The organism is Pseudoalteromonas shioyasakiensis, assembly GCF_024518675.1.
GTDB classification, from domain to species: domain Bacteria; phylum Pseudomonadota; class Gammaproteobacteria; order Enterobacterales; family Alteromonadaceae; genus Pseudoalteromonas; species Pseudoalteromonas shioyasakiensis_B.
The window spans coordinates 264,027-279,924 of record NZ_JANIGL010000001.1 but is presented as its reverse complement, the minus strand read 5'-3'; the positions used below and the strand labels follow the sequence as shown (position 1 = coordinate 279,924).

General features: G+C 40.0%; 13 protein-coding genes and 1 tRNA gene. 6 read left to right on the top strand and 8 right to left on the bottom strand.

Annotated elements, in window-relative coordinates; translation table 11 throughout:
- Window positions 1–63 precede the first annotated feature (63 nt).
- On the top strand, window positions 64–1,500 hold the full coding sequence (gene pyk / locus NQT69_RS01215) for a pyruvate kinase (protein ID WP_256825892.1): 1,437 nt from the start codon (window positions 64–66) through the stop codon (window positions 1,498–1,500).
- A 105-nt stretch (window positions 1,501–1,605) separates the two neighbouring features.
- On the opposite strand, the gene NQT69_RS01210 is transcribed toward pyk, so the two are convergent.
- The 6 genes from NQT69_RS01210 to thrS form a co-directional block, all read right to left on the bottom strand.
- Complete coding sequence (locus NQT69_RS01210) at window positions 1,606–2,430, bottom strand: LytR/AlgR family response regulator transcription factor (RefSeq protein ID WP_256825891.1); 825 nt, start codon at window positions 2,428–2,430, stop codon at window positions 1,606–1,608.
- Window positions 2,427–3,500 (bottom strand): sensor histidine kinase, encoded by a 1,074-nt coding sequence (locus NQT69_RS01205; protein ID WP_256825890.1) that lies wholly within the window; start codon window positions 3,498–3,500, stop codon window positions 2,427–2,429. Before NQT69_RS01205 ends, NQT69_RS01210 begins: the two co-directional genes overlap by 4 nt.
- 161 nt (window positions 3,501–3,661) lie before the next feature.
- The gene (rplT, locus tag NQT69_RS01200) at window positions 3,662–4,024 is read right to left on the bottom strand and encodes a 50S ribosomal protein L20 (RefSeq protein WP_008110477.1); all 363 of its coding nucleotides are present in this window, start codon (window positions 4,022–4,024) and stop codon (window positions 3,662–3,664) included.
- 15 nt (window positions 4,025–4,039) lie between these two features.
- Window positions 4,040–4,240: a 50S ribosomal protein L35 gene (gene rpmI, locus NQT69_RS01195; protein ID WP_004587840.1), complete on the bottom strand. Its 201-nt coding sequence runs from the start codon at window positions 4,238–4,240 to the stop codon at window positions 4,040–4,042.
- Between the two features lie 211 nt (window positions 4,241–4,451).
- Entirely contained in the window at window positions 4,452–5,012 is a 561-nt protein-coding gene (infC, locus tag NQT69_RS01190) for a translation initiation factor IF-3 (protein WP_256825889.1), read from the bottom strand.
- A 59-nt stretch (window positions 5,013–5,071) separates the two neighbouring features.
- Window positions 5,072–6,982, bottom strand: coding sequence for a threonine--tRNA ligase (gene thrS / locus NQT69_RS01185; RefSeq protein WP_256825888.1), 1,911 nt, complete (start codon window positions 6,980–6,982; stop codon window positions 5,072–5,074).
- Window positions 6,983–7,239: 257 nt separating this feature from the next.
- On the opposite strand from thrS, the gene NQT69_RS01180 reads away from it, so the two are divergent.
- Window positions 7,240–8,253 carry an endonuclease/exonuclease/phosphatase family protein gene (locus NQT69_RS01180; protein ID WP_256825887.1) on the top strand — a complete coding sequence of 338 codons (1,014 nt, stop codon included), beginning with the start codon at window positions 7,240–7,242 and terminating at the stop codon, window positions 8,251–8,253.
- A gap of 65 nt (window positions 8,254–8,318) precedes the next feature.
- Window positions 8,319–8,765 (top strand): DUF3010 family protein, encoded by a 447-nt coding sequence (locus NQT69_RS01175; protein WP_256825886.1) that lies wholly within the window; start codon window positions 8,319–8,321, stop codon window positions 8,763–8,765.
- Window positions 8,766–9,117: 352 nt separating this feature from the next.
- Here NQT69_RS01175 and NQT69_RS01170 read toward each other — a convergent pair.
- Both NQT69_RS01170 and NQT69_RS01165 read right to left on the bottom strand, forming a co-directional pair.
- Window positions 9,118–9,205 (bottom strand) — tRNA-Ser (locus tag NQT69_RS01170).
- Window positions 9,206–9,440: 235 nt separating this feature from the next.
- On the bottom strand, window positions 9,441–11,600 hold the full coding sequence (locus NQT69_RS01165; RefSeq protein ID WP_256825885.1) for a prolyl oligopeptidase family serine peptidase: 2,160 nt from the start codon (window positions 11,598–11,600) through the stop codon (window positions 9,441–9,443).
- A gap of 134 nt (window positions 11,601–11,734) precedes the next feature.
- Here NQT69_RS01165 and NQT69_RS01160 point away from each other — a divergent pair, with 134 nt between their 5' ends.
- From NQT69_RS01160 to NQT69_RS01150, 3 genes are all read left to right on the top strand, one after another.
- The gene (locus NQT69_RS01160; RefSeq protein WP_256825884.1) at window positions 11,735–12,046 is read left to right on the top strand and encodes a DUF962 domain-containing protein; all 312 of its coding nucleotides are present in this window, start codon (window positions 11,735–11,737) and stop codon (window positions 12,044–12,046) included.
- A 65-nt stretch (window positions 12,047–12,111) separates the two neighbouring features.
- Window positions 12,112–13,959 carry an ABC transporter ATP-binding protein gene (locus tag NQT69_RS01155; protein WP_256825883.1) on the top strand — a complete coding sequence of 616 codons (1,848 nt, stop codon included), beginning with the start codon at window positions 12,112–12,114 and terminating at the stop codon, window positions 13,957–13,959.
- A gap of 394 nt (window positions 13,960–14,353) precedes the next feature.
- A complete protein-coding gene (locus NQT69_RS01150; protein WP_256825882.1) occupies window positions 14,354–15,871 on the top strand; it encodes a DUF3360 family protein in 1,518 nt (505 codons plus the stop codon).
- Window positions 15,872–15,898 lie beyond the last annotated feature (27 nt).

The window sequence follows — 15,898 nt, the reverse complement described above, 5'->3', positions numbered from 1 at the left end:
TAAATATTTAAAAACGAATATAACCGTCAACCTGCTTACCCAGTAAGCCCACAGGAGAATTTGATGCTTAGACGCACAAAAATAGTCGCTACCCTTGGACCTGCAACCGATCGAGATAACAACTTAGAAAAAATAATCCGTGCTGGTGCAAACGTAGTGCGTTTGAACTTCTCACATGGCGTAGCTCAAGACCATAAAGACCGCGCACAAGCTGTTCGTGATATCGCTAAAAACTTAGGTAAACACGTCGCTATTTTGGCTGATCTACAAGGCCCAAAAATCCGAGTGTCGACGTTTAAAGAAGGCAAAGTAACACTTGATGTTGGTGCTAAGTTTATCTTAGATGCGCAAATGGAAAAAGGCCAAGGCGATGTTAACGCCGTTGGTATCGACTATAAAGAATTGCCACAAGATGTATCACCTGGTGATTTACTACTATTAAACGATGGTTTAATCCAATTAACAGTAGAAAGCGTTGAAGGCCACCTTGTTCATACCACTGTTACTGTGGGCGGTGTGTTATCAAACAACAAAGGTATCAACCGTTTAGGCGGTGGTTTAACAGCTCCTGCATTTACTGAAAAAGATAAAGAAGATTTACTTACTGCCGCTGAAATTGATGTGGATTACATTGCTGTTTCATTCCCACGTAGTGGCGATGACATGCGTTATGTGCGCTCTCTTGCTGAAGCGGCTGGTTCTAAAGCACAATTACTTGCAAAAATTGAACGTGCTGAAGCAGTTGAAACTGTAGAAGCTGTTGATGATATCGTACTTGCTTCAGATGCGGTAATGGTTGCCCGTGGTGACTTAGGTGTAGAAATTGGCGATGCTGCATTAATGGGTAAGCAAAAGCTAATTATACGCCGTGCTCGTTCGTTAAACAGAACTGTGGTTACAGCAACACAGATGATGGAATCAATGATTGATAACCCAATGCCAACTCGTGCTGAGGTTATGGATGTAGCCAACGCGGTACTTGATGGCACTGATGCGGTAATGCTTTCAGCTGAAACAGCTGCTGGTGATTACCCTGAAGAAACCGTTGCAACTATGGCACGTGTTTGTTTAGGTGCTGAATCACAAAAAGAAACGCATGTTTCTAAACATCGTTTAGATAGTCGTTTTTCATCAAATGCTGAATCAATTGCGCTATCTGCAATGTATGCAGCTAACCACTTAGACTCAGTAAAAGCAATTGTTACACTAACTGAATCAGGCAGCACAGCTAAGTTAATGTCGCGTATTAGCTCTGGTTTACCAATCTTTTCATTATCTCGTCATGCAAGTACGCTAGGACAAACAGCCCTTTACCGTGGTGTTTACCCTGTGTTCTTTGATTCGACCAAATGTGAAAAAGATAATATGGTAAAAGATGCACTTAATACCTTAGTTGAAGCTGGTTCACTTCAATCTGGTGACACAGTGATCATCACACATGGTGATGCAATGGAAACTGTTGGTGCAACTAACACCATGAAAATAGTGACAGTGGCTTAATTAACCACTTCATTAATTACTAAATAGCAAAAACGCGAGCACACAAAAGCTCGCGTTTTTTGTTTATTAAAAAGCGCTTGTTAAACTAACTAGGCCTGAGCACTATTAACTTGCTAATGCAGCTTTTACTTTATCACGATAGCTACGGCTTACCTTTAGCTCCTGGCCATTATCTAGCACTAGCAAATATTCACCACTGACCTGAGTCACCAATTTGCTTATTTGTTTTGTATTAACTATTGCGCTGCGGTGTACACGAACAAATAACTGCGGATCAAGTTCTTGCTCAAGCTCTTTCATGGTTTTACGTAAGATATGTGTTTGCCCATCTTGGCAATGTAAACACATATAATCACCCGCTGCATCAACCCACTGAATTGTCGCAACCGGAACCCGTATAATTTCACCCTGCTCTTTTACTGCTAATGATTCTGGGTATCGTTTATCTGATAAAGTATCACCGGTGGCTAATTTTTTTAGGATTTCTTCGCAATTATTGCCGGTAATGCCCGCGACAAAACTCGCTAATTTTTTCTTATGGGCGTTATCTTGTTGCGTTTTTAAGTAGGTATGCACTTTTTCTACCGCCTGTTTTAGTCTGTTGTCATCGACTGGTTTAAGAATATAATCTAAAGCATGTATTTCAAATGCTTTGACCGCGAACTGATCAAACGCCGTAACAAATACAATAGCAGGTAATGCCCTTACACTTTCACTGAGTGCTCGCGCCACCTCAAAACCATTCATACCTGGCATTTGAATATCTAAAAAAACTAAATCTATTTGCCCTGCTTGGCATGCATCGATTGCTTCTTGGCCTGAACTACACAGTTTAACAATTTCAATTTCGTCAAAGTCTTCAAGCCGCACCGCCAAACCTCTACGTGCTAACGGTTCATCATCGACAATCAGGGTTTTAATCTTGCTCATTTCTTAACAGCCTTTTCAAACGGAACGCGCAGATTCACTTTTAATCCACTTGGCGTATTATGTGATAATACAAACGAATAATTATTCTCATACAAGGTTTTCAATCGGTCTTTGGTATTTGCAACACCAACCCCTTGAGAGTTAACTAATTGACCATTTTGTAACTCAGTACCTGGTCCATTATCGCCTACTTCCAATAATAGTTCATTAGCAAAAACTTGTGCTTTAATATCAATCTCCCCCCCTTCGGCTAAATGGGCGATTGCGTATTTAATTGAATTTTCGATGATCGGTTGCAAAATTAAGCTTGGTACTAAGGCATGCTTAGCTTCTTCGCTTACTTCCACGTTTACTTTTAAGCGCTCATCAAAACGAACTCGCTCTATTTCAAGATACAGCATTAACGCATGCAGCTCTTGCTCAAGGGGGACTTTTTTAATCGGATCGGTATTGAGTGTATAACGTAAAAAGTCACTTAACTTTGACACCATTAAGTTGGCATCTTTGTTTTCTTTTACCAGAATAAGTGTGGATATCGCATTGAGTGTATTAAACAAAAAGTGAGGGTTAAGTTGATATCGAAGCATTTTTAATTGTGCTTCATGCGCCATAGTAGTCGCTTTTAGTGCTTTTTGGCGCTCACTTTGTAGTAATTGATAATATTTAATACCAAAGTACAGACCACTCCAACACAAAATTATGTAAACGGAGTCTAAACCTTGTTGAAAATAATAAAACCATTCGTTTGGTCTGTAACCGTGACGATAGATTTCCCAAAGATTAAACTTTTGCACCACAGCCCAGAGTGTCCCTGTCACATAAGATGCACTGAATACAACCAGCATTAACACCCATGGAGAGGCATTCCAAGCTTTGCGATACATATAACGTAGCGGTACTGTCATTAAACAACCTGCATACGCATTTAGCACGATCACGAAAACGTAAATGTCGCGCATTTCAAAAACTTTAGAGCCAATATAATTAACGAGTGCGTAACCTATCCAACCCGCGACTTGTAAAACCCAAAAGAAGCGTTGGCGGTTATCAACTAAGGATTGCCAGTTCAAATTTATTTTTACCTTAATTATTTGTATTTATTATATCGGTTTAGTAAGTCGCTGATCACTACTTCTTGTCTTACTTTTTAAGAGCCTTACCGCAAATTTATTTTCTTTCAGGCACAAAAAAAGGAGCCTCAGGCTCCTTTTCAATACTTATTTGTAAAAGCTTAAGCTGCCGCTAGGCCTTCTTTTGCTTTTGCAACAAGCGCTGCGAATGCAACTTGGTCATAAACAGCGATATCTGCAAGGATCTTACGATCGATTTCTACAGAAGTCTTTTTAAGACCATTGATAAAACGGCTGTAAGACAGACCATTTTGACGTGAAGCAGCATTGATACGTGCGATCCATAATTGACGGAAAGTACGTTTCTTAGCACGACGGTCACGGTAAGCGTATTGACCCGCTTTAGTAACAGCCTGGAAAGCTACGCGGTAAACACGTGAACGTGCTCCGTAGTAACCTTTTGCTTGTTTTAAAACTTTTTTGTGACGTGCACGTGCGACAACGCCGCGTTTAACTCTTGCCATTTCTAAAAACCCCTATTAAGCGAATGGTAACATACGTGAAACTAGACCATGGTCATTCTTATGAACCATCATCTTAGGACGTAGGTGTAACTTACGCTTAGAAGTTTTCTTAGTCAGAATGTGACGAAGATGCGCTTGTTTACGCTTGAAACCGCCTGAAGCAGTTTTCTTGAAACGCTTAGCTGCGCCTCTGTGACTTTTTAGCTTATAAGCCATTGCAATAACTCCAAATGTATTGCTATAAAATTAGTAAGCAGGCGTGAGGTATATTGCTATAACTCCACTTTTAGGCCTAACTTACTGCCATATTCCGGTGAAAACTCAACATAAATGCTGCAGTTTTACTTTAAAACCGGTTAACTCAGGTGAATATTCGCATATTACTTGCAAACCTGAGCTAAATTCGGTGCGTATTCTAGCTCGTTTATTACTTTTTAGCAATAGGGGCCATCATCATAACCATTTGACGACCTTCAACGCGATTTGGGAAAGACTCTACTTGCGCAAGATCTTCTAAATCAGCTTTAATACGGTTTAATAATTCAATACCAATTTCTTGGTGCGCCATTTCACGGCCACGGAAACGGATAGTGATTTTAGCTTTATCACCCGCTTCTAAGAACTTACGTAAGTTACGTAGCTTAACCTGATAATCACCTTCATCCGTACCAGGACGGAATTTGATTTCTTTTATCTGGATTTGCTTTTGTTTCTTCTTCTGTTCTTTTAGTTCTTTGCTTTTTTCAAAGATGAACTTACCGTAGTCCATGACCTTACACACAGGCGGCTCAGCATTTGGGCTGATCTCTACTAGATCAACACCTGCTTCATCAGCCATAGCTTGCGCATCTCTTAATGTTTGAATGCCAGCTTGCTCGCCGTCGATGTCGATTAAACGAACTTCTTTAGCTGTAATTTCATCGTTGATACGATTTTTTTGAGCTGTTTGTTGCCCTTTCTTGCCGCCTCTAATGGTACGTTCCTCCAAGAATATCAAATATTAAGCGTGTAGTTAGCTTTTGTGTTAGTGCCCTACACGCAAGATTTTTATTGTCGATTTTTAATTTCTTCACTAATTTTAGCGACGAAATCATCAACGTTAAATTTGCCCAGGTCTTCACCTGTGCGGGTACGTACTGCCACTTCTTGTTGTTCAACTTCTTTATCGCCAACAACAAGTAAGTATGGAATACGTTTTAATGTATGTTCACGGATTTTAAAGCCAATCTTCTCATTTCTCAAGTCAGCAGCGGCTCTAATTCCAAGTTTATTTAATTTTTGTACAATTTCTTGCACATAATCCGCTTGTTTATCGGTGATATTCATAATCACCACTTGCTTAGGCGCAAGCCACGTTGGGAATAAACCTGCATATTCTTCGGTCAAAATACCAATAAAGCGTTCAATAGAACCTAAAATAGCACGGTGGATCATTACTGGCGTACGACGCTCGTTGTTTTCAGCAACATACGTTGCACCTAAACGACCCGGTAATGCAAAATCGAGTTGCACTGTACCACATTGCCACGCTCTGTCTAAGCAATCGTACAAAGTAAATTCAATTTTCGGTCCGTAGAAGGCACCTTCACCTGGCAAATAATCAAATTCGATGTCATTTGCTTTAAGTGCATCTGCCAGTGCTTGCTCGGCTTTATCCCAAATTTCATCTTCGCCGATACGCTTTTCAGGACGAGTCGATAGCTTAACAACTATTTTTTCAAAGCCAAATGTTTCGTAAGTGTCATAAACCATTTTAATACATGATGAAACTTCTTCCATCACTTGCTCTTCAGTACAGAACACGTGAGCATCATCTTGGGTAAAACCACGTACACGCATTAAGCCATGTAAAGCACCTGATGGCTCGTTACGGTGACAACAACCAAACTCAGCCATACGCAGTGGTAAATCACGGTACGATTTTAAGCCTTGGTTAAATATTTGTACGTGACCTGGGCAATTCATTGGTTTAATGGCGTATTCACGTTTTTCAGACTCAGTGGTAAACATTGCGTCTGAATATTTATCCCAATGGCCTGATTTTTCCCATAACGAACGATCCATCATCATAGGACCTTTTACTTCTTCGTATTGGTACTCACGTAATTTTTCGCGAACAAAATCTTCTAGTTCACGATAAATACTCCAACCATCATTGTGCCAAAACACCATACCCGGCGCTTCTTCTTGCCAATGCCATAAATCAAGCGCTTTACCGATACGACGGTGATCACGTTTTTCAGCTTCTTCCAAACGTTTTAAATAAGCTTTTAGTTGCTTTTTATCGCCCCATGCTGTGCCATAAATACGTTGCAGCATTTTGTTTTCTGAATCGCCACGCCAGTAAGCACCTGCCACTTTCATTATTTTAAAGTGTTGGCAGAACTTCATATTTGGTACGTGTGGACCACGACACATATCAACATACTCTTCATGATGATACAGGCCAGGACGATCATCTTTAGCGATGTTTTCGTCTAAGATTTCAATTTTGTACGTTTCGCCACGCGCTGCAAATGTATCGCGCGCTTCTTGCCAGCTGACGGTTTTTTTCACTACATCGTAGTTTGTTTTTGCAAGTTGTAGCATGCGCTTTTCAATGGCATCTAAGTCTTCTTGGCTTAGTGAGTGTTCCATATCGATATCATAATAAAAACCATTATCGATAGTTGGACCAATTGCCATTTTCGCTTCTGGGAATAACTGCTTAACAGCATGACCAATTAAGTGAGCACATGAGTGACGAATGATCTCTAAACCATCATCGTCTTTCGCGGTGATGATTTCTAAACGAGCGTCTTCAGAAATTAAATCGCATGCATCAACACGGTCGCCATTAACACGACCAGCAATGGTCGCTTTTGCAAGACCAGGACCGATATCATTGGCTACATCAAGAGTGCTAACAGGGTTTTCAAAACTACGCTGACTGCCGTCAGGGAGGGTAATAACTGGCATTATAAATCCTTTGTACAGTGGTGACGCCTACAATGCATCACATGTATTTAATAAATTAAAAATAAATAACTCGACAACGCTTTTACGAATAAGCATTGTTATGATTAACCGTTGACGGTTAACGCACTTGATGAGTCTTCATAAGTGCAATAGTATTGTCGCGCCTGACACCGTGAAATACAAGTATTTACAACGACAAATTGACAAATAAGCTGCGCATTTCATACTTAACTTAATTTTTGCTGTGAGAAATAATTATGAGTCATCGAAAACCGATACGCATTGCCAGCCTAAATCTATTAAACTTTGCCGCCCCGCCCTATTCTTTTTACCAATTGCATGAACGCTACAACGCAACACAATGGCGACAAAAACAAGATTTTATCCGTAATTTTTTAATCAATAGCCAAGCTGATATCGTTGCCTTTCAAGAAGTGTTCAGTATTAAAACGCTCGAAGTGTTATGTAAGGAGCACGGTTATGATTATTTTGAAACTGTCGCAGTACCGAGCCACGACCCTCTTTACCCACAAGTATTATTTAACCCTGTTGTCGCAATAGCCGCTAAAATACCAATTATGCAATGCCAAGCACTTACACCATGCACTGAGTTACTTGAATACCTCAATAACCAAAATGAATTTAAGTTTAATCGCACACCTATAAAATGCAGTTTTACCCTGCCTGAGCTTGGCACTGTATATTGTTATGTAGTGCATTTTAAATCACAACGGGTCCACTCCATGGCTCATATGTTAAATATTCATAATCAAGATGATCCATTACTTAATTTATTACAGCAAACCGTAGGCATGATGCAATCGCAAATATCTCGTTCACTTGAGGCGTCGATTGTTTATTATGATGCGCTAAAAACACAGCGAGAGAAGAATTGCGCAACCATAGTAATGGGTGACTTTAACGACTCAATACACAGCCCTGCGCTATCATTTATGACGCAAGGCTTTCACCCAACTCGCTGTGAACCCTGTAAAGAATTAGCACAACCGGTTGTCGGCTTAACCGACGCGTTTAACTTAAGTTCACAACACCAACAAAACAAAACCAAGGCACCGAGCCATTATTACCAAGGCCGAGCAAACGTACTAGATTACATTCTCGTTTCGGGGCACTTTAATAGCCAATGCGTGCTCGCAAAAGTGGACACATTAAACTATATAAGTTTTAACGATCACTTGAAGCCAAACCAAATTGAAGAAGATATTTGCACCAGTGACCACGGTGGAGTGGCTATTGAAATTGGTTTTTAAAATGCACTGCTTTTAATAAGCTTAATTGATATAATGACACTAACTAGATATTTAGAGATAAACCAATGAGAACATGTGGTGTAGAAATTACCGGTAGTGATGTACTACTTTGTATTTTAAGTAAAGATAACGACGTATTTGATATTCGCGACGTGCGCCAAACTCGTTTTACCTTAGGTAACGGTAACGACACAGAGATTATGCGTAAATTCCAGTTTGATTTTGCAAAACTTATGCAAGATTACCAAATTGACTCGGTTGCCATTCGCGAACGCCAGCCTAAGGGGAAATTTGCGGGTAGCGCAAAAGGCTTCAAAATGGAAACTGCTATTCAACTCATCGACAACCTTGATGTGCAGGTGCTTAGCCCTACAATCATCAAAGAGCAACTTAAGCGCAACCCAGTACCGATTGACTTTGAAGATACCGGCCTTAAAAAATACCAAGAAAATGCATTTATCAACGCATACGTCTACATTATGCGTAAAACATACCGTAGTGATGACGTGTAAAAACAGCTAGACACTTTTTCCAAGCTACACATTAAACGCGAGAGAATAAGCAACTTACAGAGTGTTTTGTTCCTCGCGTTTTTTATTCACACTTTTATTTGTCTACAGCCTATGTTTTCTAGCATTGTATACTCCTGCAAAAATGAATTGCATCGTAAAGCACACACTAGGCTTGCAGTGAATAGAAGTTAATCTTGGCGTTTAATACAATAGTGGTGCTATTTTAATAGAAGGTAATATAATTTTTTTACGCTTGAGTATGATATTTACAGAACTGACAGAACGACAGCATGATAGATTTGCGTTTGATGGATGGATAAAAAGAACACATATACATACTTCTAATGAATAATGGCGGTGACGGAGAGATTCGAACTCTCGAAAGGTTGCCCTTTACACACTTTCCAGGCGTGCTCCTTCAGCCACTCGGACACGTCACCGCAAGCGTCATTTCATAACGCGTCGTAATAGTATGTAATAGCGCACATTGGTGCAAGATTTTTTTCAGCATTGTATTTCAATTGCTTAGTATATAAACAATATTACGTATACTTAGCTCTTTACATAACCTAAATATATTTAAATTTAAAAATAAACGATATTCACACCTTCGTTCATTTACAAAAAACGCCGAAGTTAATACCTCGGCGTTTAAGTGTTACTCAATTAACAAGTCTACAATGACTTAATACCCATGTTGTATAAAGTGAAACCATATATATCTGCATACTGGTCGATGATTTTGCTCGTTGGAGTACCAGCACCATGACCGGCATTAGTTTCAATACGGATCAAGTACGGATTACTTCCCGCTCCTTTTGACTGAAGCTCTGCAGCAAACTTGTATGAATGAGCCGGTACCACACGATCATCATGATCGCCCGTTGTCACTAATGTAGCAGGATATTCAACCCCTGGCTTCACGTTATGAACAGGCGAATACGCTTTTAGGTAATCAAACATTTCTTTATTTTGTTCGCTGGTGCCATAGTCATACGCCCAACCTGCACCGGCTGTAAATGTATGATAACGAAGCATATCAAGCACACCTACCGCGGGCAGTGCAACTTTAAACAATTCAGGTCGTTGTGTTGCCACTGCACCAACAAGTAAGCCACCGTTTGAACCACCACGAACAGCAAGGTAATCACTTGATGTGTATTTTTTCTCATTTAGATATTCAGCAGCAGCAATAAAATCATCAAACACATTTTGCTTTTTGAGTTGCGTACCTGCATCGTGCCAAGCTTTACCATATTCACCACCACCGCGAATATTCGCTACCGCATAAACACCGCCCTGCTCAAGCCATGCTGCGATTGTAGAGCTAAAACTTGGCGTTAAACTTACATTGAAACCACCATAACCATATAAAATAGTTGGGTTTTTACCATCAAGTTGGGTATCTTTTTTATACGATATAATCATCGGTACTTTAGTACCATCTTTTGAAGTATAAAATACCTGCTCTGATGTGTATTGCTCTGAATCAAATTGCGCACCAGACTTGCGGTATACCTCAGACTCACCTGACTTCACATTAAATGCATAAGTATTCCCAGGCGTTGTGTAATTAGCGAATGAATAATAAAGTGTATCACTTTCTTTTTTACCGCTAAAACCACGTGCAGTGCCTACGCCTGGTAAGGTAATTTCACGTACTAACTCACCTGACTTATCAAATTGCTGAACTTTTGAAATTGCATCAACCATGTATTTTGCAAAAAAGTAACCGCCACCTTTAGACATACTTAAGACATTGTCTGTTTCTGGGATCAGATCTTGCCAATTATCAGGTGTTGGATTTTGGGCATCAACCGTGACCAGTTTTTTATTAGGTGCATCTAAGTTAGTCACTAAAAATAGTTTACTGCCATCGTTATCAAGTAAATAAGTATCCGATTCTGTGTGCGCTAAAATTGTTTTTAGTTCGCTATTAGCTTTTGTTAAATCTTTAATAAATAACTTATTACCAGATGTAGAAACACTAGCAGAAATCAGTAAATAGCGGTTATCACGAGTTACAGACGCACCAATATAACGATGTTTTTGTGCATCAGTGCCGCCATAAATTAGTTCATCTGAGCTTTGAGGTGTGCCTAATTTATGAAAATAGACTTTATGTTGATCTGTTTTTGCAGATAACTCACTGCCTTTTGGTTTGTCGTAGCTTGAGTAGTAAAAGCCTTCATTTGCTAACCATGAAATACCACTAAACTTAACATCTACTAAGTTCTCTTCAATAGGCTGTTTAGTTTCGGTGTCGATTATAATAATTTTGCGCCAATCACTGCCGCCCTCAGAGATTTGGTAAGCCGCCAAAGAGCCATCTTCTGAAAATGTAAGCCCAGACATCGACGTAGTGCCATCTTCACTAAATGTATTAGGGTCTAAAAAGACTTCCGCTTCGCCATCACCAAGTTTACGAAACAAAACATACTGATTTTGCAGACCGTCATTTTTATAAAAATAGGTGTATTTACCTTCAATAAATGGCGCAGTGACTTTTTCATAATTCATTAACTTTTCAAGGCTGGCTTTTAGTTTGTCACGATAAGGTATGTTATCAAGGTATGAGAATGTTAAATTGTTTTGCGTTTTAACCCATTGCGCCGTCTCTTCGCTCATATCATCTTCTAACCAACGATATGGATCTGCTACTTTTTCATCAAAATACACATCAACAACAGCGCCTTTTTTAGTTTCAGGATAAGTTAACTGTTCAGTAGTTTGGCTTTGCACTTTTACATCTTCTTCAGTTTGAGTTGATGTTGGCATCTCTGAACATCCACTTAGTGCTACAATTACAGCACAGGCTAATGATTTTTTTAACATGTATTATTTTCTCGCAAGTTAGTTTTTTATACGTTATTAATTTACAGTTAATAAGTCTAGCATAATGCGATTAGATAATGTTGAAAATGTAAATAGATGTAAATTTAATATATACAATAATAAACAGAGGCAAAATGACAACACAAAAAGCATTCACATCGTTTAAAGATTTTTACCCTTATTACTTGTCTGAGCACAGCAATAAAACCTGTCGAAGACTCCACTTTATTGGCAGTAGTTTAGTTTTATTAGTGATAGCCTATGTTGCTGTCAGCTTTAATTTTATTGCACTTTGGTCACTCCCTGTTATTGGCTATGGTTTTGCTTGGCTCGGCCATTTTTTCTTTGAAAAAAATCGCCCTGCGACCTTTAAACATCCTTTTTATAGTTTATGGGGAGATTGGGTTATGTTTAAAGACATACTGATTGGCAAAATACACTGGTAAGGCGCCTGTTTTAATTTACTGCTAATGCTATAGTAGCGATAATTTTTGCTATTTAAGATATTAAAATGTATCGATTATTCGAGCGGATGACTAAACCGTTCCCAGAACAACAGCCGACTCAGCCACCAGCAACCTTATTCGCCTTTTGTCGCCATTACACAAAAGGGATGGAACTGTCCTTAGTTCTTATGTCTCTCAGTGCTGCCATGTTGGCTATTTTAGAAGTGTCTTTGTTTAGCTATATGGGTCAACTCGTTGATTGGTTAGGCACTTATACTCCTGACACACTCTTCGTTGAGCAAAAATCCGAACTCATTAAAATGGCTGTGGTATTGCTCGTTGTTTTACCTGTCGTGGTGTTTTTCCATTCCGCCATTTTACACCAAGCACTACTGGGCAATTACCCTATGTCAATTCGCTGGTTAGCACATCGCTATTTGTTGCGTCAAAGTGTTAGCTTTTATCAGAACGAATTTGCTGGGCGTATTGCCACCAAAGTAATGCAAACATCTCTCGCTGTACGTGAAACCGTGATGAAGTTACTTGATGTACTGATGTACATCGTGGTTTATTTTGGCGCTATGGTGTTTTTAGTTGCAGAGGCTGATTGGCGGTTAATGCTGCCATTACTCGTGTGGCTTGCACTTTATGCAGCTATCCAAATGTACTTTGTGCCAAAACTTAAGCGTATTGCGAGCTCACAGGCGGATGCCCGCTCTGAGATGACAGGCCGTATTGTTGATAGTTATACTAATATTTCAACAATTAAACTGTTTTCATACACCCAGCGTGAAGAACAGTATGCCAAAAACAGCATGGATGTATTTTTACAACCAGTTTATAAGCAAATGCGGTTAGTATCCAGCTTAAATTTTTGCATTAATAGCCTTAATTATTTACTTGTTTTTAGTGTTTCTGCTTTGTCTCTTTATTTGTGGTCAATCAGCGCAATAAGTGCCGGCGCCATTGCTATTGCGGTTAGTTTATCGCTGCGTTTAAATGGCATGGCACAGTGGATAATGTGGGAAATTAGTAGCCTATTTGAAAATATTGGCACGGTGAGCGATGGTATGAAAACCTTATCGACCCCCATTGATGTTGATGATATTCCCGATGCAAACACCCTTGAGGTCAGTAAAGGCGAAATACACTTCTCAAACGTATTTTTTAACTATGGTAAAGCAGCCAATGAGACTAATCGTGGCCCGGTGATCAACGGGCTTGATTTAAACATAAAGCCAGGCGAAAAAATTGGCTTAGTGGGTCGTTCAGGTGCAGGCAAATCAACACTGGTTAATCTATTACTGCGTTTTTATGATGTTGACAGTGGTGAAATAAAAATCGATGGTCAAAATATTGCTAAAGTCAGCCAACAAAGCTTAAGAAAATACATTGCAATGGTAACCCAAGACACGTCCTTACTACATCGTTCTGTTAAAGAAAACATTCTATATGGCCGCCCTGATGCAACAGAGGAGCAAATGCTAAATGCAACAAAACAAGCTAAAGCCATGGAATTCATTGAAGATTTAGAAGACAGTAAAGGCAATAAAGGCTTCGCTGCACAAGTAGGTGAACGCGGCGTTAAACTTTCAGGTGGCCAGCGTCAACGTATCGCAATTGCACGTGTGCTACTGAAAAATGCCCCTATCTTAATTTTAGATGAAGCAACCAGCGCTCTTGATTCTGAAGTTGAAGCAGCGATTCAAGCAAGTCTTGATGACTTAATGACAGGCAAGACCGTTATTGCCATAGCACATCGCCTATCTACCATCGCTCAAATGGATAGACTTATAGTGCTTGATGAAGGCGGTATCGTTGAGCAAGGCAGTCATGAGCAATTATTATCTCAAAATGGCATTTATGCCGCGTTATGGGCGCACCAAACCGGTGGCTTTATTGGTGTTGAATGAAGGTGCTAGCGAGTTAGCGAGTTAGCGAGTTAGCGAGTTAGCGAGTTAGCGAGTTAGCGAGGCGTAGCATAATAGGTGCTTTGGACTGCGCAAATTTAAAGTTAAATATACTTCTGTTTTTAGAATACTGAAGTGTATTTAACGCCTCTATAGCGCCATAACTATCTTCAGTAACATCAACTAATGTAGTCTTATCGACTAAAGTATCTCTTATCGCTATTCAGTAATAACAGCATTTCGTACCTATTTCCCAATAAATTACCGTTATATCCTAGACCTTTGACTAATCCCAACTTGCTAAAACTTGCTTTACTCTAGGCACTCAATATTTATTGCTTCAACAAAGCTGTATTTAATTTTGAATCAGAGCAGCAAATATGTTGCCGGAGAAGTTATGACAACAACATCACAGGATAAAAATCCATCCAATGCTAACCCCGATGCACACCAAGCAAGTGCAAGTGGTAGTTACGAAAGCCTACATAAACCTAGCTCAGCATTTAACAGCCGAGATGAATACCTAGAGCATGAACTTCAAATCATGCAACCAAAACGTTGGCGAGCCAACCTTCCGTTTAGAGATTATCGCTTTGAGCTTGAAGACACCATTCCAGCAATGGCTGGCACCATAGGTAAAGTTGTTATGGTCGGTGCGATAGCCGCTACCTTTGCAGCGCCACTTGGCTTGAGTGACTCTTTTGTACTTGAAAACGTTCGCTATGAGTTACTTATTGTGGCGTTTTTTATCATCTTGTTTTCTGGCTTCATTTTACCCACAGCAAACTTAGCCGGCACCCATGGCCCGCTAATCCCACTGATCCCCATTGTTGTAGCCGCTGGCGGCCACCCAATGGCCTTTGGCTTATTAATCGGCGCATTTGGCTTCATTCTCGCCATCAGTAAAGGGGGCAGTTTGCTAGCAAGGCTGACCAGTAAAGGGGTATGTGGTGGTTTACTACTCTATCTTGGCTTTATTGGCACAATCTCCCAGGTTAAAAAGTTATTTTCATGGGCTGAAAGTATTGATATGAGCCATATAGCTTTCATTGTTATTTTAGCGACTATTTTGCTTTATGCATTATTAGAGCACTTTAAAAAACGCTGGCTTGCTGTCCCATTAAGCTGTTTAATCGGTGGTTTCACAGCCTTTGCACTCGGTGCCCCGTTTGAATTTAACACAGCACCGGGTTTACCTAATATGAACCCTATGTATTGGTGGGGAGAAAACACCGGTTGGATGCTTGGTTTACCAACCCTTGAGAGTTTTGTTGTGGTTTTACCTTTTGCTGTCTTAGCAGTGGCTATGTGGTCCCCTGACTTTCTCGGCCATCAAGTATTTCAAAAAATTAGTTACCCACAACGTACTGAGAAAGTACAAATGAATATTGATGACACAATGTTAAGTGCATCTGTAAGACAAACTTGTGGCTCTCTTATGGGCGGCTCAAACTTTACCTCATCATGGGGCACGTATATTGTTCCCGCCGCTATCGCTAAACGGCCAATACCTGCTGGAGCAATTTTAACTGCTGTTTTTTGTATCATTGCTGGTATTTGGGGTTACCCAATGGATTTAGCTATTTGGCAACCTGTACTTTGTGTTGCGCTAATTGTCGGGGTTTTTATTCCCCTGCTTGAAGCCGGAATGGAAATGACTCGTGAAGGTAAAACAACTCAATCTGCCGCGATAGTCGTGTTCGCCTCTTCATTAGTTAATCCTGCATTTGGTTGGTCACTCACTATGTTACTAGATAACTTAGGCCTTATTGGCTGTAAAGAACGTAGTGCAGAGCTGAGCCCGATGAGCCGCTGGAAAATCCCGTTAATCATGTTTGTATTATTAACCAGTGTGATGGCAATGGTTGGTATGTTGCCAGGTATACCTGCTTTACTAAGCGATTTTAGACACTAACTTAGCTATTAACCTTATGAGCAGAAA

Coding starts and splice junctions, on each gene's coding strand:
- pyk (WP_256825892.1), top strand. CDS start 64: ATGCTTAGACGCACAAAAATAGTCGCTACCCTTGGACCTGCAACCGAT.
- NQT69_RS01210 (WP_256825891.1), bottom strand. CDS start 2,430: ATGAGCAAGATTAAAACCCTGATTGTCGATGATGAACCGTTAGCACGT.
- rplT (WP_008110477.1), bottom strand. CDS start 4,024: ATGGCAAGAGTTAAACGCGGCGTTGTCGCACGTGCACGTCACAAAAAA.
- rpmI (WP_004587840.1), bottom strand. CDS start 4,240: ATGGCTTATAAGCTAAAAAGTCACAGAGGCGCAGCTAAGCGTTTCAAG.
- thrS (WP_256825888.1), bottom strand. CDS start 6,982: ATGCCAGTTATTACCCTCCCTGACGGCAGTCAGCGTAGTTTTGAAAAC.
- NQT69_RS01180 (WP_256825887.1), top strand. CDS start 7,240: ATGAGTCATCGAAAACCGATACGCATTGCCAGCCTAAATCTATTAAAC.
- NQT69_RS01175 (WP_256825886.1), top strand. CDS start 8,319: ATGAGAACATGTGGTGTAGAAATTACCGGTAGTGATGTACTACTTTGT.
- NQT69_RS01165 (WP_256825885.1), bottom strand. CDS start 11,600: ATGTTAAAAAAATCATTAGCCTGTGCTGTAATTGTAGCACTAAGTGGA.
- NQT69_RS01160 (WP_256825884.1), top strand. CDS start 11,735: ATGACAACACAAAAAGCATTCACATCGTTTAAAGATTTTTACCCTTAT.
- NQT69_RS01155 (WP_256825883.1), top strand. CDS start 12,112: ATGTATCGATTATTCGAGCGGATGACTAAACCGTTCCCAGAACAACAG.
- NQT69_RS01150 (WP_256825882.1), top strand. CDS start 14,354: ATGACAACAACATCACAGGATAAAAATCCATCCAATGCTAACCCCGAT.